The organism is Qipengyuania sp. 902 (genome assembly GCF_051195295.1).
Taxonomy (GTDB): Bacteria; Pseudomonadota; Alphaproteobacteria; order Sphingomonadales; family Sphingomonadaceae; genus Qipengyuania.
Map to the genome: position 1 here is coordinate 460,421 of NZ_JBNJLJ010000002.1, position 23,710 is coordinate 484,130.

Genomic DNA, 23,710 nt, shown 5'->3' on the forward strand with positions numbered 1-23,710 from the left:
TTGCGCGCAAGCCGCGCCAAAGGCAATGCAAGTAATTGAATCGAAGTGACGGGGTTTCGCTTGCCGGAGAACAGCAAATCAGCGGTGAGCCACGCCGGGGCCGGCCATCGAGAGCGGCTACGCCAGCGGATGCTGACCGGCGGCGCCGAAGCCCTCGCCGATTACGAGCTGCTGGAATACCTCCTCTTCGCCGCCTTCCGCCAGGGCGATACCAAGCCGCTCGCCAAGCGCCTGATCGCGCATTTCGGTTCGTTCTCCGCCGTGCTGACCGCTGAAGTGGGCGCACTGAAACAGGTCAAGGGCATGGGCGAGACCAGCGCGGCGGCGCTCCACTCGGTCGCACTGGCCGCCCGCCGCATGACGCGCGGCGAAGTCGAGAACAAGCCGGTGCTGGGCAGCTGGCAGGCGCTGCTCGACTATCTCGCAGTCGACATGGCGCATCTCACTGTCGAGCGCGTGCGCGTCCTCTACCTCAACACGCAGAACCGCCTCATCCTCGACCATCACGTAGGCGACGGCTCGATCGACGAGGCCGCGATCCACCCGCGCGAAGTGATCCGCAAGGCCTTCGACATCGGCGCGACCGCGCTGATCCTGGTGCACAACCACCCGAGCGGCAATCCGGAACCGAGCCGCGCCGACATCCAGATCACCCAGCGGATCGCCGAAGCCGGCCGCCTGCTCGGCGTGACCGTCCACGACCACGTGATCGTCGGGCGCAGCGGGCATGTATCGCTGCGCGCCAAGGGGCTGATCTGACTCAGGCAAGCTTGCTTGCCAGTTCCTGTTGCATCGCACCCTTGCGCATTACAATCTCCCCGCCTAGCGGCTTCGACGGATCTTCCCGCCATTCCAAACCGGAGCCCCGCCCATGGTCCCCCGTTACGCCCGCCCCGACATGACCGCCCTGTGGGAGCCGGAAGCGAAATATCGCATCTGGTTCGAGATCGAGGCGCATGCGACGGAAAAGCTGGGCGAGCTGGGCGTCGTGCCGAAGAGCGCGGCCAAGGCGCTGTGGGACTGGTGGGCGACCGATCCGAAGATCGACGTCGAGGCGATCGATGCGATCGAGGCAGTGACCAAGCACGACGTGATCGCCTTCCTCACCTGGGTGGCCGAAAACGTGGGCGAGGAAGCCCGCTTCATGCACCAGGGCATGACCAGCAGCGACGTGCTCGACACGACGCTGGCGGTGCAACTGGCGCGCGCCACCGACATCCTGCTCGCCGATCTCGATGAGCTGCTGGCCGCCATCAAGCGCCGCGCGGAAGAGCACAAGTTCACGCCTACCATCGGCCGCAGCCACGGTATCCATGCAGAGCCCGTGACCTTCGGCCTCAAGCTGGCGCAAGCCTATGCCGAATTCGACCGCTGCAAGACCCGCTTGCTCGCCGCGCGCGAGGAAATCGCGACCTGCGCCATTTCGGGCGCTGTCGGAACTTTCGCCAACATCGACCCCAGCGTCGAGGAATATGTCGCCGAAAAGCTAGGCCTGAAGCCGGAGCCGGTTTCCACGCAGGTCATCCCGCGCGATCGCCATGCGATGTATTTCTCCACCCTCGCCGTCATCGCCGGGAGCATCGAGCGGCTGGCCGTCGAAGTGCGCCACCTGCAGCGCACAGAAGTGCTCGAGGCCGAGGAGTTCTTTTCCAAGGGCCAGAAGGGCTCGAGCGCGATGCCGCACAAGCGCAACCCGATCCTGACGGAGAACCTCACCGGCCAGGCGCGCATGATCCGCGCCTATGCTCTCCCCGCGCTCGAAAATGTGGCGCTGTGGCACGAGCGCGATATCTCGCATTCCTCGGTGGAGCGCTTCATCGGGCCGGACGCGACGATCACGCTCGACTTCGCGCTCGCGCGCCTGACCGGCGTGGTCGACAAGCTGCTCGTCTATCCCGAGCGAATGCAGGCGAACATGGACCGCATGGGCGGCCTCATCCATTCGCAGCGCGTCCTGCTCGCCCTCACGCAGAACGGCGTCAGCCGCGAGGATGCCTATCGCCTCGTCCAGCGCAACGCGATGAAGGTGTGGGAATCGGACGGCCGCCTGATGCTGCTCGACCTGCTCAAGCAGGACGAGGAAGTGACCGCCGCCCTGTCCGAGGAGGAACTCGAGGCCCGCTTCGATCTCGACTACCATTTCAAGCATGTCGACACGATCTTCGCGCGGGTGTTCGGCTGACCCTGCCACTGGACGGGCGCGCTCTCGCGGCCTAGCACTATAGCAAAGGATATATCGGGAGCCGAACCACAATGCAGATCGTCCGCACCATCGTCTGGGTCCTGCTGCTCTTCGCCCTGCTGGCGTTCAGCTTCTTCAACTGGAAGCCGGTGGAGGTGCAGATTTGGTCGGACATCGTGCTGGAAACGAAACTGCCGGCACTGGTGATCGTCGCCTTCCTGCTCGGCCTCATTCCGATGTGGCTGATCCACCGCACCGCGAAATGGCGCATAACCCGCCGCGTCAACGCGCTGGAAGCGGCGACGACGCGCATGGCCGCGCCCAAGAGCGATGCTCCCGCGGCGACTCACGCCCCCGCTCCCGCCACAAGTCCCGCCGGGACACCGCGTAGCGATTTGCCGCCCGAACCTGCCAATCCCGTCGATCCGGAACCCAAGAGCCCGCGATGAGCAATCCCGTCTATCTCGCCCTCGACGTTCCGCGCCTGCGCGAAGGGATCGACCTCGCGAAATCCGTCAAGGGCCATGTCGGCGGGATCAAGCTGGGGCTGGAGTTCTTCTGCGCTCACGGGGCGCACGGGGTGCACATGATCGGCCAACTCGGCCTGCCGATCTTCCTTGATCTGAAGCTCTACGACATTCCCAACACCGTCGCCGCCGCAATGCAGGCGATCCACGTGCTGGAACCCTCCATCGTCACGGTCCATGCGAGCGGCGGGCGGGCCATGCTGGAGGATGCGAAGGCCGCCGCGGGCGAGCACACCAAGGTGGTCGGCGTGACCATGCTCACCAGCATGGACGACCGCGACCTCGAACGCACCGGCATCAAGGGCAGCGCGCACGATCACGTGATGCGGCTGGCCGAGCTGGCGCATGACGCGGGGCTCGACGGGATTGTGTGCTCTGGGCAGGAAGTAAAAGCCGTGCACGACCAATGGAAAGACGGCTTCTTCGTCGTCCCCGGCCTGCGCCCGGCAGGCAGCGCGGCGGGCGACCAGAAACGCGTCGTCACGCCGCGACAGGCCCGCGACGACGGTGCGAGCGTGCTCGTGATCGGCCGCCCGATCAGCCGTGCTGACGATCCTGCGCAGGCCGCGCGCGACATCGAAGCGACGCTCTAGCCCGGCCATGCGGACAGCGATCAAGATCTGCGGGATTTCGACGCCCGAGGCGCTGGATGCGGCGGTGGCGGCTGAGGCCGATTTCGTCGGCCTCGTGTTTTTCCCGCCCTCGCCGCGCCATGTCGATACCTATGCTGCCGCCGCGCTGGCGGCGCGCGGCGGAGGCAAGATCGGCAGGGTCGGGCTGTTCGTCGATGCCGATGACGGACTCCTGCGCGATGCGATCGGCGCGGGGCGGCTCGATGCGGTGCAACTGCATGGCGAGGAACCGCCCGAGCGCGTGGCGCAGGTGAAGGAGCGCTTCGGGCTACCGGTGTGGAAGGCCCTGCCGATCTCCATGGAAAGCGACGTCCAGAAGGCTAATGCTTATCGCGGCATCGCCGACCTGCTGCTGTTCGATGCGAAGACGCCGAAAGACGCCGCCCTGCCCGGCGGCATGGGCCTGCGGTTCGACTGGTCCCTCCTCTCCAGCTGGCGCGGCAAGACCGGCTGGGGTCTGGCAGGCGGTCTGGCGCCGACAAATGTCGCGCGGGCGATCGCCGAAACGGGCGCGCCGCTGGTCGATACCTCCAGCGGCGTAGAAAGCGTGCTGGGCACCAAGGACGTGGACAAGATCGCGGCATTTTGTGAGGCTGTAAGAGGCTAACCTCCACGAAATACCCTTGACCCGTTCGCCCTGAGCTTGTCGAAGGGCTGTCCTTCACTTCTTGCGCAGCGCAAAAGAAAAGAGCGGTCCTTCGACAGGCTCAGGACAAACGGATTTTGATGGTGGCGAGCAAGGCTAATACGTTCCACAATCAGCCTGACGAGCGCGGGCATTTCGGCGATTACGGTGGCCGCTATGTCGCCGAGACGCTGATGCCGCTCGTGCTCGACCTGGAGCGCGAGTATCGCGCGGCGCAGGCCGATCCCGAATTCCAGCGCGAGTTCGACGATCTGCTCGAACATTATGTCGGCCGCCCCTCCCCGCTCTATTTCGCAGAGCGGCTGACCGAGGCATTGCGAGTTGGCTCTCCCGAGGGGCGCGGCGCGCAGGTGTGGTTCAAGCGCGACGAGCTCAATCACACCGGCGCGCACAAGATCAACAATTGCATCGGGCAGATCCTGCTCGCCATCCGCATGGGCAAGACCCGCATCATCGCGGAGACCGGCGCGGGCCAGCACGGCGTCGCCACCGCCACCGTCTGCGCGCGCTTCGGCCTGCCCTGCGTTATCTACATGGGCGCGGAAGACGTGCGGCGGCAGTCGCCCAATGTCTTCCGCATGAAGCTGCTCGGCGCCGAAGTCGTGCCGGTCACCAGCGGGCGCGGCACGCTGAAGGACGCGATGAACGAAGGGCTGCGCGACTGGGTCGCGAATGTCGACGACACCTTCTACATCATCGGCACCGCCGCCGGCCCGCATCCCTATCCCGAGCTGGTCCGCGATTTCCAGAGCGTGATCGGCAAGGAAGCGCGCCAGCAGATGCAGGAGCGCATCGGCCGCCTGCCCGATTTGCTGGTGGCAGCAATCGGCGGCGGCTCGAACGCACTTGGCCTGTTCCACCCCTTCCTCGACGATCCGGACGTCAAGATGCTCGGGGTCGAGGCGGCGGGACACGGTCTGGATGGAAGCGAACATGCGGCAAGCTTGCTCGGCGGTTTCCCGGGCGTGCTCCACGGCAACAAGACCTATTTGCTTCAGGACGAGGACGGCCAGATCACCGAAGGCCACTCGATCAGCGCCGGCCTCGACTATCCCGGCATCGGCCCCGAACATGCCTGGCTGAAGGACTCGGGCCGCGTGGAATACACCGCCATCACTGACGAAGAGGCGCTGGAGGCTTTCCAGCTGCTCTGCCGCACCGAGGGCATCATTCCGGCGCTCGAACCCAGCCACGCCATCGCGGCAGTGGCAAAGCGAGCGAAGGAGATGGATCGCGACACGGTGATTCTCGCGAACCTTTGCGGACGCGGGGACAAGGACATCTTCACCGTGGCTGAGAGGCTCGGGGTGGAAATCTAGCCCTCTCCCCTTCAGGGGAGAGGGTTGGGAGAGGGGGATATGCGCGACACCAACTCGCTGAAGCACGCCCAGGCTATGCGAAAGGACATGCCGGAGCCAGAGATGCGGATGTGGCTGCAACTGCGGGCTGCCAGATTTCGGGGTGTGAAGTTCCGCAGGCAAAAAGTAGTCGGGAAATACATAGTCGATTTCGCCGCGAACCATCCCAAGCTGGCCATCGAAATCGATGGGGATACGCATAACGGGCGCGAAAGCTATGATGCGCAGCGAATGCAGTTTCTAGAGGAGCAAGGATACCGGGTGATCAGGTTTTCGAACTTCGATGTGATGTCCAACATGGAAGGGGTGCTTCATCAGCTTGGCCTGGTCATGGACGAGATGACTTCCCCTCCCCCAACCCCCTCCCCTGAAGGTGAGGGGGCTTTGCCGTCACCTCTCCCTTGATACCGATAGATCCTGTCCTACACCCTGATATCCGTGCAAAGGGATGCGCATGAACTGCCGCCTCTTTCTTACCTCCTCTGAACCGAAATCGGCCCGCCTTGCCACCCCCCGCTTTTTCCTGCCTGGACAGTGTAACATGCGGTCCACGTCTCGGATTTCCGCCAAGTTAGATGAACGAACCTGATCCTATGACCACCTCGAATCGCCTCTCCTCCGCCTTCGCCAAGCCCCACCCCGCGCTCGTCTGCTTCCTCACCGCAGGCGACGGTGACACGGCTGCCAATCTCGATGCACTGGTCGAGGGCGGTGCGGATGTGATCGAGCTGGGGATGCCCTTCACCGATCCGATGGCCGATGGCCCCGCGATCCAGAAGGCCAACATCCGCTCGCTCGGCGCAGGCACGACCACCGCCGATGTGCTGCGCATCGCGACCGAGTTCCGTGTGCGCCATCCTAATGTCCCGCTGGTGCTGATGGGCTACGCCAATCCCATGATCCGGCACGGGCCGGAATGGTTTGCCTCGGCCGCGAAGGATGCCGGCGTCGACGGCGTGATCTGCGTCGACATTCCGCCTGAGGAGGACGATGCACTCGGCCCGGCGCTGCGCGACGCGGGCATCGCCCCGATCCGCCTCGCCACGCCGACCACGGACGACAAGCGCCTGCCTGCCGTGGTCGAAGGTAGCCAGGGCTTCCTCTACTACGTCGCGGTCGCGGGCATCACCGGCATGCAGCAGGCGGCGATCGAATCGATCGAGTCCAATGTCACCCGCATCAAGCAATCGACCGACGTTCCCGTCGCTGTCGGCTTCGGCGTGCGCACGCCCGAACAGGCGGGCAAGATCGCGCGCGTGGCCGATGGCGTGGTGGTCGGCTCGGCATTGGTCGAGCTGGTTGCCGAGCACGGCGCGGATGCTCCGGCCAGGCTGCGCGAGCTCACCGCAGGGCTTGCCAAGGCCGTCCATTCGGCGGCAAGGGCCCCTCGGAAAGAAGAAAAAGCATGAACTGGTTCACCCGCGTCCGCAATTCGATCACCTCGCTGTCCAAGCGCACCACCGACAAGGATCTGTGGGTCAAGTGCCCCAGCTGCCAGCAGATGGTCTTCGCGCAGGAATACGAGGAGAACGCCTACGTCTGCCCGCGCTGCGACCATCACGGCCGGATCGGCGCGGACGAACGCCTGCGCCAGCTGCTCGACGAAGGATATGAGGTTCTTCCCGTCCCCGAGGTGAAGGAAGATCCGCTCAAGTTTCGCGACTCGACGAAGTACACCGACCGCCTGAAGAAGGCGCGCGCCAAGAGCCCGCACAAGGACGCCTTCATCGTCGGCTCCGGCGCAATCGAGGGCAAGCCGGCGGTCGTCGGCGTGCAGGACTTCGGCTTCATGGGCGGATCGATGGGAATGGCCGTCGGTACCGCCTTCTGCCAGGGGGCCGAACGCGCGCTGACCCGCCGCGCGCCCTATATCGTGGTCACTGCCGCGGGCGGCGCGCGCATGCAGGAGGGCATTCTCAGCCTGATGCAGATGCCCAAGGCGACCGTGATGACGCGCCGCCTGAAAGAGGCGGGCCTGCCCTATATCGTGCTTCTGACCGACCCGACCACCGGCGGCGTGACCGCCAGCTATGCCATGCTGGGCGACGTCCATATCGCAGAGCCCGGGGCCCTCATCGGCTTCGCGGGCCAACGCGTGATTCAGGACACGATCCGCGAGCAGCTGCCCGACGGCTTCCAGCGCGCCGAGTACCTCCACAAGCACGGCATGGTCGACATGGTCGTGCATCGCCACGACCTGAAGGACACGCTGGCGACGCTGCTCGACTATCTGGCGCCTGCCGAGGCTGCCTGAGCCCCGTCATGCGGGACTTCGCCCGCTCCGACAGTCCCGATGTCCAGCGCCAGCTCGACCGGCTGGGTGCGCTTTCCGTGCCGCAAGGGCGGCTCGGCCTCGACACGATCCGTGCGCTGCTGGCGCGGCTCGGCGATCCGCACAAGCGCCTGCCGCCGACCTTCCATGTCGCCGGCACCAACGGCAAGGGATCGACCTGCGCCTTCCTACGCGCGATGCTGGAAGCGCACGGCTACCGCGTCCACGTCACCACCAGCCCGCATCTCGTGCGCTACAACGAGCGCATCCGGATCGCGGGTGAGCTGATCTCCGACGAGCGGCTGGCCGCGGTCCTCGAAGAGGTGCTCGATGCCGGTGCCGATCTCGAACCGAGCTTCTTCGAAGTCACCATCGCTGCGGCCTTCACCGAGTTCGCCCGCGTGCCCGCCAACGCTTGCGTGGTCGAGGTCGGCCTCGGCGGTCGATTCGACGCGACCAATGTGCTGGAGCCCGAAGTACTCGCCGCCTGCGGCATCGCCGCGCTGGGGATCGACCACGAGCGCTTCCTGCTCGCGCCAGATACTGGCGTCCCGGAGGACCCCATCGCGCGCATCGCGTTCGAGAAGGCCGGTATCGCCAAGCGGGGTGTGCCGCTGGTGACGTTGCGCGAGACCTATCCCGCAATCGCTCACGACGCGATCGCAGCTGTGGCGGCGAAAAAGGGAGCGATCATTCGGGACGTCGATCAATCGCTGGTCGAGCGCCTGTCCCACAAAGACCTCGGCTTGCCGGGCGCCCACCAGCAGTGGAACGCAGCCCTCGCCGTCGCGATGCTCGCCTCGCAAGGCAGGTTGGCGGTTTCCGAAGCAGCCATCGAACGCGGCCTCGCCCGCACCGAATGGCCTGCGCGCCTACATCGCCTGTCGAACGGCCCGCTCGTGGGCGAGCACGAAGTCTGGCTCGACGGTGGCCATAATCGATCCGCCGGCGAGATGCTGGCCGAACATTTCCGCGGCCAGCGCATCCACCTCATCGTCGGGATGCTGGAGGCGAAAGATCCGCAGGCGCTGATCGAACCGCTTGCAGGTTCGATCGCCAGCCTCACCGCAGTCCCGGTGCCCGGTCACGACCACCACGGGCCCGATGCGTTCGGCCCGGAAGCCAGAGCTGCAAACGATTTGCCGGAAGCCGTGGCCGCATTGCCAAAGGACGCATTGCCCGTCCTCATCGCCGGCTCGCTGTATCTCGCAGGAGAAGCGCTCGGGCTGAACGGCGACCTGCCCGATTGAGCGGGTTCAGGTGCTGGAGAAGATGCCCTTCGACCACAGCTTTGCCGCATCGCGCAGCTCGTCGAAATCGCGGCGCACCATGAAGGGGGCCTGCTTCTTCGTTTCCTTAATCACCCCCGGGCGCAACGGCTGCTCGAAGACGAGGCCCATGCGCGGGCCATCCTTCCACGTCACCGTCCCGAAGGCGTCGAACTGCAACCATCTGAGAAAGCAATCCGATATGTCGCTCGCGGCCCGCTCATCGTGCTCCAACAGCAGGATGTGCGCCCCGCCCTGCGACAGATCGACGATCTCCACCCGCTTGCGACCGTCAAGCGTTTCCAGATAGCCGAGTACACCGAGTGGGAGGCGCAGGAAGGCGCGCTCTTTCGGTGCTGTGTTTTTGTGTTGCTGCGTCCCCATTGCCGACAGGGCTACAACGAAAGAGGTTATCGCGGACTTAAATTGGCGAGAAAATGGGAGCGCTACCGGCTACTCTGCCGGTACGCTCTCACCGGCCTCCGGTGCCACGATGCCCGCGGCCGCTTTCGAGCGGCCCTCACGCCACCACTCGATGCACACGAGTACCGCTGCGCCCAGTCCGATCCAGGTGGTGAGGATGAAGACGTCGTAATAGCCTTGGTTCTCGATCATCTCGCCCAGCGCGCCGCGGCCGAGCGTGCCGACCAGCAGCGTGAGCGATGACAGCAGCGCGTATTGCACCGCGCTGAATTTCTTCGACACGATCGAGGACAGCCAGGCGATATAGGCCGCCCCCGCAATCCCGATAGCAAGGTTCTCGAATGCGATGGTGATGGTCAGTCTGGCAAGTTCGGCATCGCCGATGCCGGGAACCTGTTCGATCAGATAGGTGAAGCCCACGGTATCGCTGAACGCTTGCATGTTCGCGCCCCCGATGGCCATGTCGGCGTAAAGCAGGTTGGTCAGCGCAGCGAGAATGCCGCCGATCAGCAGCGTCGCCATGCGGCCGATCGTTGTGAGCATGAGGCCACCCAGCGCCAGACCTGCGATGATTGCGCCCACCCCGAAGAATTTCGAGGCGAAGGCCACATCGTCGTTCGTGTACTCCAGCTCGCCGAGGTAGAAGGGGTAGGCGAAGGTCCCCCAGATGGCATCGCAAATGCGATAGGTCAGCACGACCGCGAGGATCAACACCAGCGACCAGCCCATCCGGCCGACGAATTCGACCAGCGGCAGCACCAGCGCGCGATAGAGATGGTCGAGCGCATAAGAGCCCCCACTTACCGGCGGCGCGTCCTCGCGCAGCAGGTGTTTGCCCTGCTTCTTCTGTGAAGCGAGCCAGCCAGCGATCAGCGCGGGCAGGATGATCGTAGCCACGATGATCCACGGACCGACGTTGACCGTAAATTCCGTCGGGTTCGGCCGATCCTCCGGCGCATAGGTCATGGACATGACCATGAAGGCGAGCACGATGCCGATCGCACCTGCCCACAGCAAGCCGACCAGTGCGAGCGCGCGATTGCGGATGTGCGGACTCAATTCGCCAGCCATTCTTAGTGCGCGGACCTGTTCGTCGCCCTGATTCTCTTCAGCGACACCGGAGGCATTGGGCGCCCACAGGCCGACGAAGCCCACGAACAGCAAAATACCCCCCATCATCATATAGGTCTGGGGCCAACCGATACGCGCTGCGATGATCAGCCCGAGCGCCCCCCCGACGAGCGAAGAGAGTCGGTAGCCCATCTGATAAACGGTCGAGAGGATGTCGATGGTGGCACGTTCGTCGGCGACGTCGATACGCCACGCATTGATCGCGATGTCCTGCGTCGCGCTGGCGAAAGCGCCAATGCCGGCGAGCAATGAAAACCAGCCGAGTTGCGTGCGTGGCTCCAGAAGGCTCATCGTGATGAGGATCGCGCCCAACAGCAGCTGCATCGGCACGATCCATTGCTTCCGCCTGCCGAGCTTGCGCAGCATGGGGATATTGACCTTGTCGATCAGGGGAGACCACAGGAACTGGAAAGCGTAAGCCAGCCCGATGAGCGAGAAGATGCCCATCGTCTCCAGATCTACTTCCGCTTCCGTCAGCCAGGCGAACAACGTGCCGAGAAACAGCGCGAAGGGCAGGCCGCTGGCAAAGCCGAACAGCAGCATGAAACCGGTCTTGCGATCCCCTAGGGCCATGCCGAGCGCCCGCCACGCGGAAATCTTCTTGGTCTCGGCGGCTTCGGCCATACGCAGGCATCCTTTGCAAATATCGTGATTTCTTGCGACACTAGCCGCTGGAGAGAGAAAGGAACAGCACAGTGGACGTTCCGACAAAGACGCTGCCTGAACGCCGCCCGACAGACGGGATGCTGGCGCTCGCTAAGGACATTGCCGAAGACCGCAAGCGCGATGCTGCCGAGCCGAGCATCGTGCCTGCCTCTGTTTACACAGACCCGGAATACTGGGCGCGGGAGAAGGCCGCGATCTACGACCGGATGCCGCAAATCCTGTGCCCTTCGGCGCTGCTGCCCGATCCGGGCATGGCCGTGCCCCATGATGCCACCGGCCGCCCACTGCTTATCACACGCGATGCAGACGGCGCAGCCCATGTCTTCCTCAACGTCTGCCGCCATCGCGGCACGCGGCTGGTCGAAGGCGCGGACGTGCAGTGCACGAAGAAGCTCGTCTGCCCCTATCACGCATGGACCTACGCCGTGGACGGTCGGCTGCTCGCCCTACCCCGCCCCGATACCTTTCCCGGCCTGGACAAGAGCGACTATGGGCTTGTCGAACTACCATCGCGCGAGACGGGCGGGCTCATCTGGTTCTGTCCGCAGGAGGAGACGGCGGACTTCAGCTTGGCGAATGCGCTGGGCGAAGATTTCAACGCGCTCGGCATGGGCGACCACGTGCTTTTCCGCCGCAAGACTCACAAGGTCGCAGGAAACTGGAAGCTCATCATGGATGCCTTCCTCGAAAGCTATCACGTTACCCGCCTGCATGCGAAAACCATCGGCCCCTTCTTTAAGGACGGTGCAACCAGCGGCGACATGATCGGGCCGCATTCGCGCAGCGCGGTCGGGCGACTGGAAGAGATGGAGGGCCTCGATCTTACCGACATGGCCGCGCTGCGCCGCGTCGTCACCTTCGCTTACCAGCTGCTTCCGGGCGCGCTGATCATTCCCAGCCCCGACTACATCAATGTGATGGTGATGATGCCGCAGGCGCACGACCGCACGCTGGTGGAGGACTTCATGCTCATCCCCGAGCATCCTGCCACCGACAAGGCGCGCGACCATTGGGAGCGTAGCTGGGCGCTGCTCGATGGCGGCGTCTTCGCGGGCGAAGATTTTCGCGCAGCCGAGCTCGGCCAACAGGGCCTTTCGACGGGAGCGGTCCCGCATCTCACCCTGGGGACGATGGAGGGCGGCATCAGGCGTTATCATGAGACGGTCGAGGAAGCCTTGCGCGCTGTGAACTGAGCGCCTAACCGCGCACTCATGTCCGACAACCGACTTCCCGAAGCTGGCGAACGCATCGCCAAGCTGCTCGCGCGCGCAGGCGTGGCGAGCAGGCGCGAGATCGAGCGCATGATCGCCGACGGGCGCATCGCTCTCGACGGCAAGGTGCTCGACACGCCGGCGATCAAGCTCGACAGCCTCCACGGAGTGACGGTGGACGGCAAGCCGGTCGGCAAGGCAGAAGAAACGCGGCTGTTCGCCTTTCACAAGCCCTCGGGGATGCTGACGACCGAGCACGATCCCAAGGGACGCCCGACGATCTATGCCGCGCTGCGCAATGCCTTGCCCAAGGATGCGGGCCGCGTAATGCCGGTGGGCAGGCTCGACTACAACACCGAAGGGCTGTTGCTGCTCACCAATGATGGGGAGATGAAGCGCGCGATGGAACTGCCCTCCTCGGGCGTCCCGCGCACCTATCGCGCCCGCGCGTTCGGCGATGTGACGCAGGCGCAATTGGACGAACTGATCGAGGGCGTGGAAGTCGACGGCATCCGCTATGGGCGGATCGAAGCCAATCTCGAACGCGGATCGGGTCGCAATCGCTGGATCGAACTGACCTTGCGCGAAGGCAAGAACCGCGAGGTGCGCCGCGTGCTCGAACATCTCGGACTGGAAGTGAACCGCCTGCTGCGCATCGGCTACGGCCCGTTCCACATCGGCGACCTGCCGCGCGGGCAAGCGCTGGAGATCAAGCGCGGCGATGTCGCAGGCTTCAAGCGCGAACTGGCTCGCGGGGGCCGCCAGTGAGGATAATCGCGGGCGACTGGCGCGGACGCAAGCTGACAGCGCCACCGGGCGAGGCAACCCGCCCGACCGCGGACCGGACGCGCGAGACGCTGTTCAACATGCTAACAAGCCGACTCGGCAGCTTCGACGAGTTGCACGTGCTCGACCTCTTCGCCGGCTCGGGCGCGCTCGGCTTGGAAGCCCTGTCGCGCGGCGCGGCCTCCTGCCTGTTCGTCGAGCAGGACAGCGCGGCGGTGAAGGCGATCCGCAGCAATATCGAGACCTTCGAGGCGCGGACCAGAGCGAGCGTTCAGCAGGCATCGGTGATGAGCCTCGGTCCGGCCAAATCCGCGCACCAGCTGATTCTGCTCGATCCACCTTATGGGACCGGCGCGGGCGAAGTCGCTCTGGATCGCATGCTGCGGCTCGGGTGGATCGACCCCACGACCTGGATCGCGCTCGAAACCGGCGCGAAGGAAGAACCGCGGGTGAGCGGGCTCGAATGCGTGGCGGATCGCCGCGTCGGCAAGGCTCGGCTCTCGCTCTTAAGGCTCGCTACCGACGCGGCGTGAGGCGCAATTACGTGCGCTTCATAGGATCGGAGTGCTCGGAATGCGCTTCATCCATCGGCTCCACTTCCTCGACCGGCTCCGTTTCCTCAACCGGATCGGCATCGGCGGTAGGCTCAGTCGGTTCCGTCGCGCCAACCTGCGTTTCGATCTGACCCCACGCAGCTTCGCGCCCTGTCTCGTCCATCGCGACCATTGCCAGCTTGTCGCCATCGGCTAACCGCCAGAAAAGCTCCTGTCGCTCGGGCACAAGCGTCCAGTAATACCCCTGCACCTCGCCCGGCCACTGCCGGAACTGGACCTGTCGCTCCTCCGGCCAATCGTCGACAACCGCCATCTGTTCGGGCGTCATTATCGCCTCGGCAGGCTGGGCATCAGCCGGCGGTGGTGCCGTGGTTTCGGGTGTATCCTGCGCCATTGCAGGGATAGAAATTGTGGCCAGTTGGCCACCGAGAATGTACCAAAAAGTCTTTCGCATGTGCTCTTCCTCTAGAAGTGAACATGCGCAACGAACGCGACCCGAATACTTACCCCTCCGGGACCTTCCTTGTCGTTTCAAACGCTTCCGATAAGCAATGGATTGCCGCGACCGCAATCGCGCTTTCCGCACCGCCCAACGGTGGTCGTGGCAAAAATGCGGCGAACGGAATCCCGCGCGTAAGCGAAAGGCGAGACCGCTTTCACGGTCCCGCCCTCGAACTCATAGCCAAGTCGCACTTGCGACACGTTGTGATAGAATAGTTCAAATCAGTCCATCTGACTGGCGGGACGACCCGGCCAATAATCCAGCGGCTTCGTACCGGTGCGGTTCTTTTCCCAGCTATTGATGCAGCCATCCTGCTGGTTCGGCGTGCATACCGGCAGGTCCTCGGCCGAGATGTTTGCGGCAGTGCTGCGCGTAATCGGCTGGGCGACTTCATTGCTCACGAAACGCGGCGAGGTCGAAGCCGACGTCGATGCGGTCGTAGCTGTTGTTGCGGTCGTGCTCGAGCCGTTCATCTGGGCTGCAATTTGCGTCCAGGCGGTCGAGCGCTGTTCGGGCGTCATTTCATAGATGCGCACACGCTGCTCGTCGTTGAGGACCCACCAGCCGTTTGTTTGTGCAGGCGTCAGAGTCCAATAGTATTCCTGTACGTTGGCAGGCCATGCATCATAGGCGGTCTGGCGATCGGCCGGCCAGCCATCATACATGGCCTCCTGAGCGTCGGTCCACATGTAGCCGTCAGAATCCATGTCCTGGGCGATCGTGGGGGCGGCGGTAAGAGCCAGGGCTGCTGCACCGGCGAGGATGATATTACGCATTGGAGTGTTCTCCATCTTTGTTTCCATTGCTCTTCCTACGCAGCACCGCACTGCATTGTTCCGTGGGTCCTCAGTACGTCAGGGTACGTCAGGCTTGTATTGCAGCCCGGCGTTCCCTAGCTGTTCCGGAGCTCATGTCAGATATCGTACCCACCTCGGAGACCGGCGAAAACGACGGGATTCCGCCCTATGTGGCGCGGTTGAATCCGCCACAGCGTCAGGCGGTCCTAACCACCGAGGGGCCGGTATTGATGCTGGCTGGGGCGGGAACAGGCAAAACGGCCGCGCTCACCGCGCGTTTGGCACATCTCATCGCGACCCGCCGGGCGTGGCCCTCCGAAATCCTGTGCGTCACGTTCACGAACAAGGCGGCGCGCGAAATGCGCGAGCGTGTCGGTAGGCATATCGGTGATGCGGTGGAGGGAATGCCGTGGCTCGGCACCTTCCATTCGATCGGGGCACGCATGCTTCGCCGCCATGCCGAGCTGGTCGGCCTGCAGAGCAACTACACCATCATCGACACCGACGATCAGTTGCGCCTGCTCAAGCAGATGATCCAGCAGGAAGAGCTGGACGAGAAGCGTTGGCCCGCGCGCCAGCTGGCCGGGCTGATCGACCGCTGGAAAAACCGCGGCCTCAACCCGGGCGATCTGGATGCTGCGGAGAACGAGGCCTACGCCAACGGTCAGGGCGCGAAGTTCTACAAACTGTATCAAGAACGACTGAAGACGCTCAACGCCTGCGATTTCGGCGACCTGCTGCTCCACATGCTGAACATTTTCCGCCGGCATCGCGACGTGCTGGAGCAGTATCAGAGACGCTATAAATACATCCTTGTCGACGAGTATCAGGACACCAACCAGGTCCAGTATCTGTGGCTCCGCCTGTTGGCGCAGGATCGCAAGAACATCTGCGTGGTGGGGGATGACGACCAGTCGATCTATTCCTGGCGCGGGGCCGAAGTGGCCAATATCCTCAAGTTCGAGAAGGATTTTCCCGGTGCGGCGGTGATCAAACTGGAGCAGAATTATCGCTCCACCCCGCAGATTTTGGCTGCGGCATCGGGGTTGATCGATGCGAATAGCGAACGGCTAGGCAAGACGCTGTGGACCAAACTCCCGGCGGGCGAGAGAGTTCGTGTGATCGGTGTCTGGGACGGACCCGAAGAAGCGCGCCGTGTCGGTGAGGAAATCGAGCGGCTCGAGTCCGAAGGCGCCTCGCTGGACGAGGTCGCCATCCTCGTGCGCGCGCAGTACCAGACGCGCGAATTCGAAGACCGCTTCATCCAGATCGGCCTCAACTACCGCATCGTCGGCGGCTTTCGCTTCTACGAGCGCGCCGAAATCCGCGATGCCCTTGCGTATCTGCGCGTCATCGAGCAGCCCGCCGACGATCTCGCTTTCGAACGGATCTACAACCAGCCCAAGCGTGGCCTCGGCGCGAAGACGCTGGAGGCGATGCGCCGCCATGCCCGCCGCACGCAGACGCCGCTAGCCGCCGCCTCGCTCGATCTCGCGAACAGCGACGAGCTGCCCGCCCGCGCGCGCAATACTCTGACGGGGCTGCTGGCGCAGTTCTTGCACTGGCGGCAGCAATCGGAAAAGGTCACGCCTTCCGAACTCCTGCGCATGATCATCGCCGAAAGCGGGTATGAGGACATGCTGCAGAAAGACCGCAGCGCCGAAAGCGCCGGACGGCTGGAAAACCTCTCCGAACTCGCTCGCGCGATGGAGGAGTACGAGAGCCTCACTGACTTCCTCGAACATGTCAGCCTGGTGATGGACAATGATCGTGCCGACGATGGCGAGAAGCTGACCCTCATGACGATGCATGCGGCCAAGGGGCTGGAGTTCGACCACGTCTTCCTGCCGGGCTGGGAGGAAGGCGTCTTCCCCAGCCAGCGCGCGCTCGACGAAGGCGGCCTTGCCAGTCTCGAGGAAGAGCGCCGCCTCGCCTACGTCGCCATCACCCGCGCCAAGCGCCGCTGCACGATCTTCCACGCTGCAAACCGGCGCATATACGGCCAGTGGACCAGCTCCATCCCCAGCCGCTTCATCGACGAGCTGCCCGAAGAGACGATCGAGCGCGAAACCACCATGACCGGCGGAGCATCGCTCTGGCGCGCGAACTGGACCGAAACCGAAGACCCCTTCGCGCATGTCGCGCGCGATGCGCCGGGACGTGCGGACAAGCGCGGCCCGGGTTGGCAACGGGCGCTATCGACCGGCTACGACTCGACGCCCAAGCGGCTCGCCGAACCGGGCCGCAGTGCCGCCAGCTTCGCCGCCAAGCCGCGCACCGACATCGCGATCGGTGCCCGCGTATTTCACGACAAGTTCGGCTACGGCACCGTTACCGACCAGGAAGGCAACAAGCTGGTCATCGAATTCGAGAAAGCGGGCGAGAAGCGCGTGCTCGACAGCTTCGTTGCATTGGCGGATTAGCCGGGCGGGTTCGGCCCGATCCATAAGGCTCGTTCCACGAAGAATTGCGTCGGGGCGAAATCGGTAATTTCGGTCCACGGCAGGTTCCGCTCTTCCGCGAATGCAATCAGCAGGCGGCGCGCTTCCGTTAGATCGCCCGAAGTGCCACTCTGTTTGTCGGTATTGTCGCAGTAGATTACCCCGCCCGGCGCAAGATGCTGGGTGGCCAATTGCGCGCAGTCGTCTCGCCATGCCCCGTCGATCATGATGAGATCGAATTGCCGGTCGTCCTCGATGGCGAGATAGGCTTCGCGGCTTGCGCGCAAACGCAACTCCGCGTTCTTCAGATTCGTCAGGCGGCTGGAGACTTCGGCGAACCACTCCGCGTCCCGTTCGATGCTGAGCACCTTGCCGGCCCGCGCAGCGTACCACGCGGTCGGCATGCCTGAACCGAATTCGAGCACGCGAGAGTCATCGCCGAGGTGGCGCCCCAGCGCATCGGCCGCATCGTATGAAATCCACGGCTGGGCGGGCGCTTGCCCAGAAGCTTGCGTGAGAGGCCGGTCAGGATCGCACGCGGTCCGTTGCGTACAAGTCTCCGCAGCGGAACCCGCCTTCCCAGCTGGTCGCGAAAGCGTGGCTGCCCACGACCGTGGCCCTGCCAGATGTCCTGCACCAATCCCATTGAGTCGGCCTAGCAGTCAGCCGATCGCCGGCAAATATCAGGCGCTAAACTTGTCCGGTATTTCGTCTATCGTCTTCGCTGGCTGGCGATAGCGTGCTTCCCACGGCCGTTTCAGTTCGCCCCAGATGCCGCGAGTGCCTTCCTCAATCCCGGTCTCGCAGTCGAGATAGGGAGCCGGGTTGCACCAGGTGCCGAACAGCTTGTCCCACAGCGTGATGGTGTTGCCGTAATTGGTCCCCATCAGGCGCTCGTCGCGAATGTGATGCAGGCGATGCGCCGCCGGAGAGACGAGCACTTCGCCGAACGCGCCCAGGGTCCACGGCACATCGGCATGGATAAAATGCCCCCATGCTCCGCGAATCAGCGTCGCTCCGAAGATCGCCCAAGGTGGAAGACCAAGCGCGATTACCAGCGACAGGTCGAAGAAGAGCGAGATGATCTTCGCCACCGGATGCTTGCGTTGGACGGACAGCCAATGGATCGCGGTATCCGCGTGGTGTGTCGCGTGAAAGCGCCACAATGCTCGATCATGCTCGAGGCGGTGCCGCCAGTAGGCGACGAAATCGATCAGTACGATGGTCAGCAACAAAACGGGGATTTCGGGCAACCGGTCCCAGAAACCTCCGAAATATCCCTTGCCGTCGAGAAACGCCGCCAAGGCGGTGGCGGGAATGGCAAAAAGCGGCACCACGACAAGAGCGTTCAGGGCTGCGAGACCCAGGTTGGTGCCTGCCTCCTGGCGGCATTTTGTCATCGCATCGAACACAGCGCGCCGCTTAACCACCAGCGCGAGGAGAGCGAACACCCCGCCATAGATCAATAGCTCGCGAAAAAACGTCAGCAGAGGGTGGAGGAACTCACTCATTCCAGCATCATGCCGATTCACGGTAAAACTGCGGTAAACGGCGGAGCCGATTTTAGGCCAGGCCGTGCCTTTCGGCGATGATCTCCACGATCTGCTGCGCCGCCGTGCCGTCACCGTAAGGATTATGCGCCTGTGCGACCGTGGCATAAGACTCCGGCTCATCCAGCAACCGAGATGTCTGGTCGACGATTGCCTCGCTATCGGCACCGACAAGCAGGGCAGTCCCGGCAGCTATGCCTTCGGGGCGCTCGGTCGTATCGCGCATCACGAGCACGGGTTTACCCAGACTGGGGGCCTCTTCCTGGATGCCGCCGCTATCGGTCAGGATGATATCCGCGCGCATCATCATGCGGACGAAGTTTGGATAGTCGAGCGGATCGATGAGGTGGATATTGTCGAGCGTCCCAAGCTGCTCGTTCATCAAGCCTACAACATTCGGATTGGGGTGCACCGGATAGACGATCGCGACGTCCTCGCGTCGGGCCAAGGCTTTCAATGCGGCAGCGATGTTGCGCATGCCCTCCCCGAAATTCTCCCGACGGTGCGCTGTCACGGCGATCAGGCGCTTGCTGCCCACCCCGGCCAGGGCAGTGTCGATTTCCTGGCTCAGCGCCGGATCGGTTTCCAGTTTCGACTTCGTCGCGAGCAGCGCGTCGATCACGGTATTCCCGGTCACGAATACGTCTTCGTGCGCTTTGTTTTCTGCCAGCAATGCGTCTGCCGCGGTGTGGGTCGGCGCGAAGTGAAGATCGGCAATCGTGCCGGTGACCCGACGATTTACTTCTTCAGGCCAAGGCGAATAGATGTCGCCGCTGCGCAAACCCGCTTCGACATGACCGATCGGAATCTTGCGGAAATAGCACGACAGCGTGACCATCATCGTGGTCAAGGTATCGCCATGGACCAGAACGCGATCGGGTTTCTCGTCGTCCAGCACTTGGCCGAAGCTGAGGAGAATACGCGAGGCAAGCGCATCGAGGCTCTGACCGTGTTGCATCAGATCGAGATCGATGTCGGGCGTCATCTCCGCAATTGCCAGCACCTGGTCCAGCATCTCGCGATGCTGCGCCGTCACTGCGACTTTCACATCGAAGCGGCCATCCGCGCGCAAGGCGTGGACGACGGGAAACATCTTGATCGCCTCCGGCCTCGTGCCGAACGTAACCATGACCTTAGGACGGCCGCTCATCGCTGCAGGAGCCCCCGCGTATCATAGACCTGTTTGCCGCCAAAATCGCTCAGCGAGAGGTGCTTGAAGTCCGTATGATCGACCAGGATGGCAACGGTTTCTGCCGCCTCGAGAGCTTCTTCCAGAGAAACAAGCTGCGCGCTGGATTGCTGCAGCCGCGGCGGCAGTTCGGTTGCGAATGGTTCGACGACCAGTATGCGGTCGCCGATCTCGCCGGCCAGGTGTTCTGCGATCTCCAGCGCCGGACTTTCGCGGAAATCATCGATATCTGGTTTGAACGCCAAGCCCAAAACGGCGACCTTACCGGTCGGCTGGGCCTTTGCCATGGCGCAAAGACCTTCGATCACATGTTTGGTCTTATGCAAATTGACTTGGCGCGCCGTGCGGATCAGCGGCGTTTCTTCGGGTGCTGCAGCCACCAGGAACCAGGGATCCACCGCGATGCAGTGCCCCCCTACGCCCGGTCCTGGTTGCAGTACGTTGACGCGTGGATGCCGGTTGGCCAGCCGGATGACTTCCCAGACGTTGATGTCGAACCGGTCCGCGACGAGGGACAATTCGTTGGCGAATGCGATATTGACGTCCCGGAAGCTGTTTTCGACCAGCTTGACCATCTCCGCCGAACGCGCATCCGTTTCGAAACAATTGCCTTCGACAAAGCGGGCATAGAGACGGCGGGCTTTCGTCGAGCACTCGGGTGTCATTCCACCGATCACACGATCGTTCGACCGTAGTTCAGCGATGATCTTGCCCGGTAGGACGCGCTCCGGACAGTAGGCAATGGCGATGTCGGCCGGGCCGTGGGTGTTGCCCGGCACGCCCAGATCGGGGCGCCGTTGCGCGATCAGCTTCGCCACTTCATCGGTCGTCCCCACCGGCGAGGTCGACTCGAGAATGATGCAATCGCCAGGCCTGAGCTTCGGGGCGATCGCTTCCACCGCGCTCATGACATAATCCAGACCCGGCGTATTGTCCTCGAGCAGCGGTGTCGGCACGGCGATGACGTGAAACTGCGCCTGCGGTGCATCGAGCGAGGCGCACAGCATCTTGTCCTTGACCACCCGCTCCACCAGCTGGTCGAGGTCTTTCTCCTCGATATGGATGGCACCGCGGTTGATCGTGTCGACCACGCGCGCGGACACGTCCACACCGCAGACACGCATTCCGGACGAGGCGATGATCGATGCGGTCGGAAGGCCGATATAGCCCAAGCCGAACACGACCACGTCGAATTCGTCGTTCCGCATACTTGCGAAAACTTCAGGATTTTCCAAACTCGACACCCCCGGAGCATCACGCAATTCCAGATCGCGTACTGCAGCCTGACCTTTCGCCCGGTCGTGTCCGAGCGACGCTTCCGGATGTATCTATTGCCCGATTAAAGTAAAGCGAGCGTAAATCATGTTTCAGGTCGCCGAGACGTCCAGGAAGCCGGGAACCGGCCCGTTCCAGTCGCCTGCATCGGCGGGCGTACTGTCGGCGGATGCCTTGCCCTGCCCTTTCGGCTGACGATCTCGTTTCGGCTTGGCATCCCGCTCCGCTTTCGCAGGCTTTGCCTTCGGCGGCGCTTGCTTCCGGTCCTTGCCTTTCTCCGAAGCCGCACCGTCATCGTTTACGTCATCGGCGTCGGCCCCCTTGTTCGCGCCGGGGGCCTTCAGTGCGACGCGCACATCCTTCTTGCCGAAGACGTCGATTTTCGATCCGGTCAGCTTCTCGACATTCTCGATAGCCTCCGCATCCTCGGGGGCGACGAAGGTGAAGGCGCGACCCTTTGCCCCTGCCCGTCCCGTGCGGCCGATGCGGTGGACGTAATCGTCCGGGTGCCATGGCGTGTCGAAATTGAACACGTGGCTGACGCCCTTGATGTCGAGTCCGCGCGCGGCGACGTCGGACGCCACGAGGATATTCACATCGCCCTTCTTAAACCGGTCGAGTTCCTTGAGGCGGCTCGACTGGTCCATGTCGCCATGGATTTCGCTCGAAGCGAAGCCGTGGCGCTGCAGGCTCTTGTTGAGCTCGCGCACGGTCGTCTTGCGGTTGGCGAAGATGATCGCGGTTTCGACCAGGTCGTTGTTGAGCAGCCAGCGCAGGGTTTCGCGCTTCTGGCGGCTCGTCACCGGGACCTTGAAGGCAGTGATGTCCTTATTGGTCGTCGCCGCACGGCTCACCTCGATCCGCTTGGGATTGTTAAGGAACTTCTTGGCCAGCTTTTCGATCGGCGACGGCATGGTAGCCGAGAACAGCATGGTCTGGCGCTGTTCGGGCAGTTTGTCGCAGATGAATTCGATATCGGGAATGAACCCCATGTCGAGCATACGGTCGGCCTCGTCGATGACCAGCAACTCGCAACCGTTGAGCAGGATCTTGCCACGCTCGAACAGATCCATAAGGCGACCCGGCGTAGCAATGAGAACGTCGACGCCCTCGTTCAACGCCTTCACCTGGTCACCCATCTGCACGCCCCCGATGAGGAGGGCGAGCTTCAGGTCGTGATTTTTGCCGTATTTTTCGAAGTTTTCCGCCACCTGGGCCGCCAGCTCGCGGGTCGGGGCGAGGATCAGCGAACGCGGCATCAGCGCGCGGCGGCGGCCGCTCGCCATGATGTCGATCATCGGCAGGACGAAGCTTGCCGTCTTGCCGGTGCCGGTCTGCGCGATGCCGATGATGTCCTTCATCATCAGCACCGGCGGAATGGCCTCGCGCTGGATGTCGGTCGGCTCGGTATAGCCGGCGTCGTCGACTGCCTTAAGCAAGTCAGGGGAAAGGCCGAGATCGGCAAAGGTCATGCGCGTCAAATGTATCCCTGGATTTGGTGCCGCTCGCATGGCACAAGAATGCGCCATCGGCAGGCCGCGCCCTTTGCGGTTTCGGGCGGTAAAGTCAAGATAAGCGCGGCGTTGCGCGCCGGTTTGCCTAGTCGCGTGGCCGAACGGCAACGAGCCGGTTCATCTCGGAAATCCGGCACTTCGCACCCGCCCGCGACATCAACCGGTCGCGATCTACACAGAGCTGACCGTCATCACTGCGCTCGACGTAGAAGCCGAGATAGAAATCGCGGGGGCTACAGGCCTTTTCCAGCTGTGCGGAAATCAGGCTGCGGTCGCGCATATAAATGATGAGGCGGCTTCCGCGGTCGGACACGCCGACGATCCCGTTGGCCGGGAGGCAATCGCCCATCGGCCGCTCCACCAATTGCGTCGCGACCGGTTGGCGCGGCAATTGCGAAAGCAGATTGCTCCGGGCGCGGCTGGGCTGAGGGCTGATCCGCAAGATCACACGGCGCTCTATCCTGACCTGGTTGGCGACCGGCGGCTCCGAGAGGTCCGCCAGCCCGTGCCATGGTGGCAGGCGTTCGGACATCTCGTGACGCGACATCGGCCCGGCCTGCTCCTGCGCCTTCGACTGCCGCGCAACTTCGTCCGCCCGCACATCGTCGGGTGTGGCTGCCAGAGGAAGCAGCAAGGAGAGGATGGCGGAAACAAATGGCATTGGCGCGTTCGGTCGGCTCCTGTGCCGCAAAATACTCGCGGCTCGCTCATCAGCGACGGATGCCCCCTTGCCCCCATGCGCTTGAATATCCGCTTAATTGATCGTGCCGCGATAGCAAGGCAGTG

At 63.5% G+C, this 23,710-nt stretch carries 24 protein-coding genes; 14 read left to right on the top strand and 10 right to left on the bottom strand.

The window, feature by feature from the left end; translation table 11 throughout:
- Positions 1-45 precede the first annotated feature (45 nt).
- From radC to ACSH0F_RS07355, 10 genes are all read left to right on the top strand, one after another.
- The gene (gene radC / locus ACSH0F_RS07310) at positions 46-759 is read left to right on the top strand and encodes a RadC family protein (protein WP_435201366.1); all 714 of its coding nucleotides are present in this window, start codon (positions 46-48) and stop codon (positions 757-759) included.
- A gap of 112 nt (positions 760-871) precedes the next feature.
- Positions 872-2,182: an adenylosuccinate lyase gene (gene purB / locus ACSH0F_RS07315; RefSeq protein ID WP_435201368.1), complete on the top strand. Its 1,311-nt coding sequence runs from the start codon at positions 872-874 to the stop codon at positions 2,180-2,182.
- Positions 2,183-2,253: 71 nt separating this feature from the next.
- On the top strand, positions 2,254-2,631 hold the full coding sequence (locus ACSH0F_RS07320) for a HAMP domain-containing protein (protein WP_435201370.1): 378 nt from the start codon (positions 2,254-2,256) through the stop codon (positions 2,629-2,631).
- Positions 2,628-3,302, top strand: coding sequence for an orotidine-5'-phosphate decarboxylase (gene pyrF, locus ACSH0F_RS07325; protein WP_435201372.1), 675 nt, complete (start codon positions 2,628-2,630; stop codon positions 3,300-3,302). Before ACSH0F_RS07320 ends, pyrF begins: the two co-directional genes overlap by 4 nt.
- A gap of 7 nt (positions 3,303-3,309) precedes the next feature.
- Positions 3,310-3,948: a phosphoribosylanthranilate isomerase gene (locus ACSH0F_RS07330; RefSeq protein WP_435201374.1), complete on the top strand. Its 639-nt coding sequence runs from the start codon at positions 3,310-3,312 to the stop codon at positions 3,946-3,948.
- 119 nt (positions 3,949-4,067) lie between these two features.
- Complete coding sequence (trpB, locus tag ACSH0F_RS07335) at positions 4,068-5,306, top strand: tryptophan synthase subunit beta (protein ID WP_435201376.1); 1,239 nt, start codon at positions 4,068-4,070, stop codon at positions 5,304-5,306.
- Between the two features lie 39 nt (positions 5,307-5,345).
- Positions 5,346-5,750, top strand: a complete 405-nt coding sequence (locus ACSH0F_RS07340) for an endonuclease domain-containing protein (RefSeq protein WP_435201378.1) — start codon at positions 5,346-5,348, stop codon at positions 5,748-5,750.
- 188 nt (positions 5,751-5,938) lie between these two features.
- A complete protein-coding gene (gene trpA / locus ACSH0F_RS07345; protein ID WP_435201380.1) occupies positions 5,939-6,754 on the top strand; it encodes a tryptophan synthase subunit alpha in 816 nt (271 codons plus the stop codon).
- Positions 6,751-7,599: an acetyl-CoA carboxylase, carboxyltransferase subunit beta gene (gene accD / locus ACSH0F_RS07350; RefSeq protein ID WP_435201382.1), complete on the top strand. Its 849-nt coding sequence runs from the start codon at positions 6,751-6,753 to the stop codon at positions 7,597-7,599. Before trpA ends, accD begins: the two co-directional genes overlap by 4 nt.
- An 8-nt stretch (positions 7,600-7,607) precedes the next feature.
- Positions 7,608-8,867, top strand: a complete 1,260-nt coding sequence (locus tag ACSH0F_RS07355; RefSeq protein ID WP_435201384.1) for a bifunctional folylpolyglutamate synthase/dihydrofolate synthase — start codon at positions 7,608-7,610, stop codon at positions 8,865-8,867.
- A gap of 6 nt (positions 8,868-8,873) precedes the next feature.
- Here ACSH0F_RS07355 and ACSH0F_RS07360 read toward each other — a convergent pair whose 3' ends face one another.
- Both ACSH0F_RS07360 and ACSH0F_RS07365 read right to left on the bottom strand, forming a co-directional pair.
- On the bottom strand, positions 8,874-9,269 hold the full coding sequence (locus ACSH0F_RS07360) for a hypothetical protein (protein WP_435201386.1): 396 nt from the start codon (positions 9,267-9,269) through the stop codon (positions 8,874-8,876).
- A gap of 69 nt (positions 9,270-9,338) precedes the next feature.
- Complete coding sequence (locus ACSH0F_RS07365; RefSeq protein ID WP_435201388.1) at positions 9,339-11,063, bottom strand: AmpG family muropeptide MFS transporter; 1,725 nt, start codon at positions 11,061-11,063, stop codon at positions 9,339-9,341.
- Between the two features lie 71 nt (positions 11,064-11,134).
- Here ACSH0F_RS07365 and ACSH0F_RS07370 point away from each other — a divergent pair, with 71 nt between their 5' ends.
- From ACSH0F_RS07370 to rsmD, 3 genes are read left to right on the top strand one after another with little or no spacing between them, the layout of a single operon-like run.
- Entirely contained in the window at positions 11,135-12,298 is a 1,164-nt protein-coding gene (locus tag ACSH0F_RS07370; RefSeq protein ID WP_435201390.1) for an aromatic ring-hydroxylating oxygenase subunit alpha, read from the top strand.
- An 18-nt stretch (positions 12,299-12,316) separates the two neighbouring features.
- Positions 12,317-13,084 carry a pseudouridine synthase gene (locus ACSH0F_RS07375; protein ID WP_435201392.1) on the top strand — a complete coding sequence of 256 codons (768 nt, stop codon included), beginning with the start codon at positions 12,317-12,319 and terminating at the stop codon, positions 13,082-13,084.
- Positions 13,081-13,635 carry a 16S rRNA (guanine(966)-N(2))-methyltransferase RsmD gene (rsmD, locus tag ACSH0F_RS07380; RefSeq protein WP_435201394.1) on the top strand — a complete coding sequence of 185 codons (555 nt, stop codon included), beginning with the start codon at positions 13,081-13,083 and terminating at the stop codon, positions 13,633-13,635. Before ACSH0F_RS07375 ends, rsmD begins: the two co-directional genes overlap by 4 nt.
- A gap of 7 nt (positions 13,636-13,642) precedes the next feature.
- On the opposite strand, the gene ACSH0F_RS07385 is transcribed toward rsmD, so the two are convergent.
- Both ACSH0F_RS07385 and ACSH0F_RS07390 read right to left on the bottom strand, forming a co-directional pair.
- Complete coding sequence (locus ACSH0F_RS07385; protein ID WP_435201396.1) at positions 13,643-14,110, bottom strand: hypothetical protein; 468 nt, start codon at positions 14,108-14,110, stop codon at positions 13,643-13,645.
- A gap of 269 nt (positions 14,111-14,379) precedes the next feature.
- Entirely contained in the window at positions 14,380-14,934 is a 555-nt protein-coding gene (locus ACSH0F_RS07390; protein ID WP_435201398.1) for a hypothetical protein, read from the bottom strand.
- A gap of 134 nt (positions 14,935-15,068) precedes the next feature.
- On the opposite strand from ACSH0F_RS07390, the gene ACSH0F_RS07395 reads away from it, so the two are divergent.
- Complete coding sequence (locus ACSH0F_RS07395) at positions 15,069-17,378, top strand: ATP-dependent helicase (RefSeq protein WP_435201400.1); 2,310 nt, start codon at positions 15,069-15,071, stop codon at positions 17,376-17,378.
- Here the strand turns inward: ACSH0F_RS07395 and ACSH0F_RS07400 are convergent.
- From ACSH0F_RS07400 to ACSH0F_RS07425, 6 genes are all read right to left on the bottom strand, one after another.
- Positions 17,375-17,821 (bottom strand): hypothetical protein, encoded by a 447-nt coding sequence (locus tag ACSH0F_RS07400; RefSeq protein ID WP_435201402.1) that lies wholly within the window; start codon positions 17,819-17,821, stop codon positions 17,375-17,377. The two genes, ACSH0F_RS07395 and ACSH0F_RS07400, sit on opposite strands and share 4 nt — an antisense overlap.
- 258 nt (positions 17,822-18,079) lie before the next feature.
- Positions 18,080-18,907 carry a sterol desaturase family protein gene (locus ACSH0F_RS07405; RefSeq protein ID WP_435201404.1) on the bottom strand — a complete coding sequence of 276 codons (828 nt, stop codon included), beginning with the start codon at positions 18,905-18,907 and terminating at the stop codon, positions 18,080-18,082.
- A gap of 52 nt (positions 18,908-18,959) precedes the next feature.
- Positions 18,960-20,096, bottom strand: coding sequence for a non-hydrolyzing UDP-N-acetylglucosamine 2-epimerase (wecB, locus tag ACSH0F_RS07410; RefSeq protein WP_435201406.1), 1,137 nt, complete (start codon positions 20,094-20,096; stop codon positions 18,960-18,962).
- On the bottom strand, positions 20,093-21,343 hold the full coding sequence (gene wecC / locus ACSH0F_RS07415) for a UDP-N-acetyl-D-mannosamine dehydrogenase (protein WP_435201408.1): 1,251 nt from the start codon (positions 21,341-21,343) through the stop codon (positions 20,093-20,095). The genes wecB and wecC overlap by 4 nt, the downstream gene beginning before the upstream one ends.
- Before the next feature lie 159 nt (positions 21,344-21,502).
- Complete coding sequence (locus ACSH0F_RS07420; protein ID WP_435201410.1) at positions 21,503-22,882, bottom strand: DEAD/DEAH box helicase; 1,380 nt, start codon at positions 22,880-22,882, stop codon at positions 21,503-21,505.
- A 127-nt stretch (positions 22,883-23,009) separates the two neighbouring features.
- A complete protein-coding gene (locus tag ACSH0F_RS07425) occupies positions 23,010-23,585 on the bottom strand; it encodes a hypothetical protein (RefSeq protein ID WP_435201412.1) in 576 nt (191 codons plus the stop codon).
- Positions 23,586-23,710 lie beyond the last annotated feature (125 nt).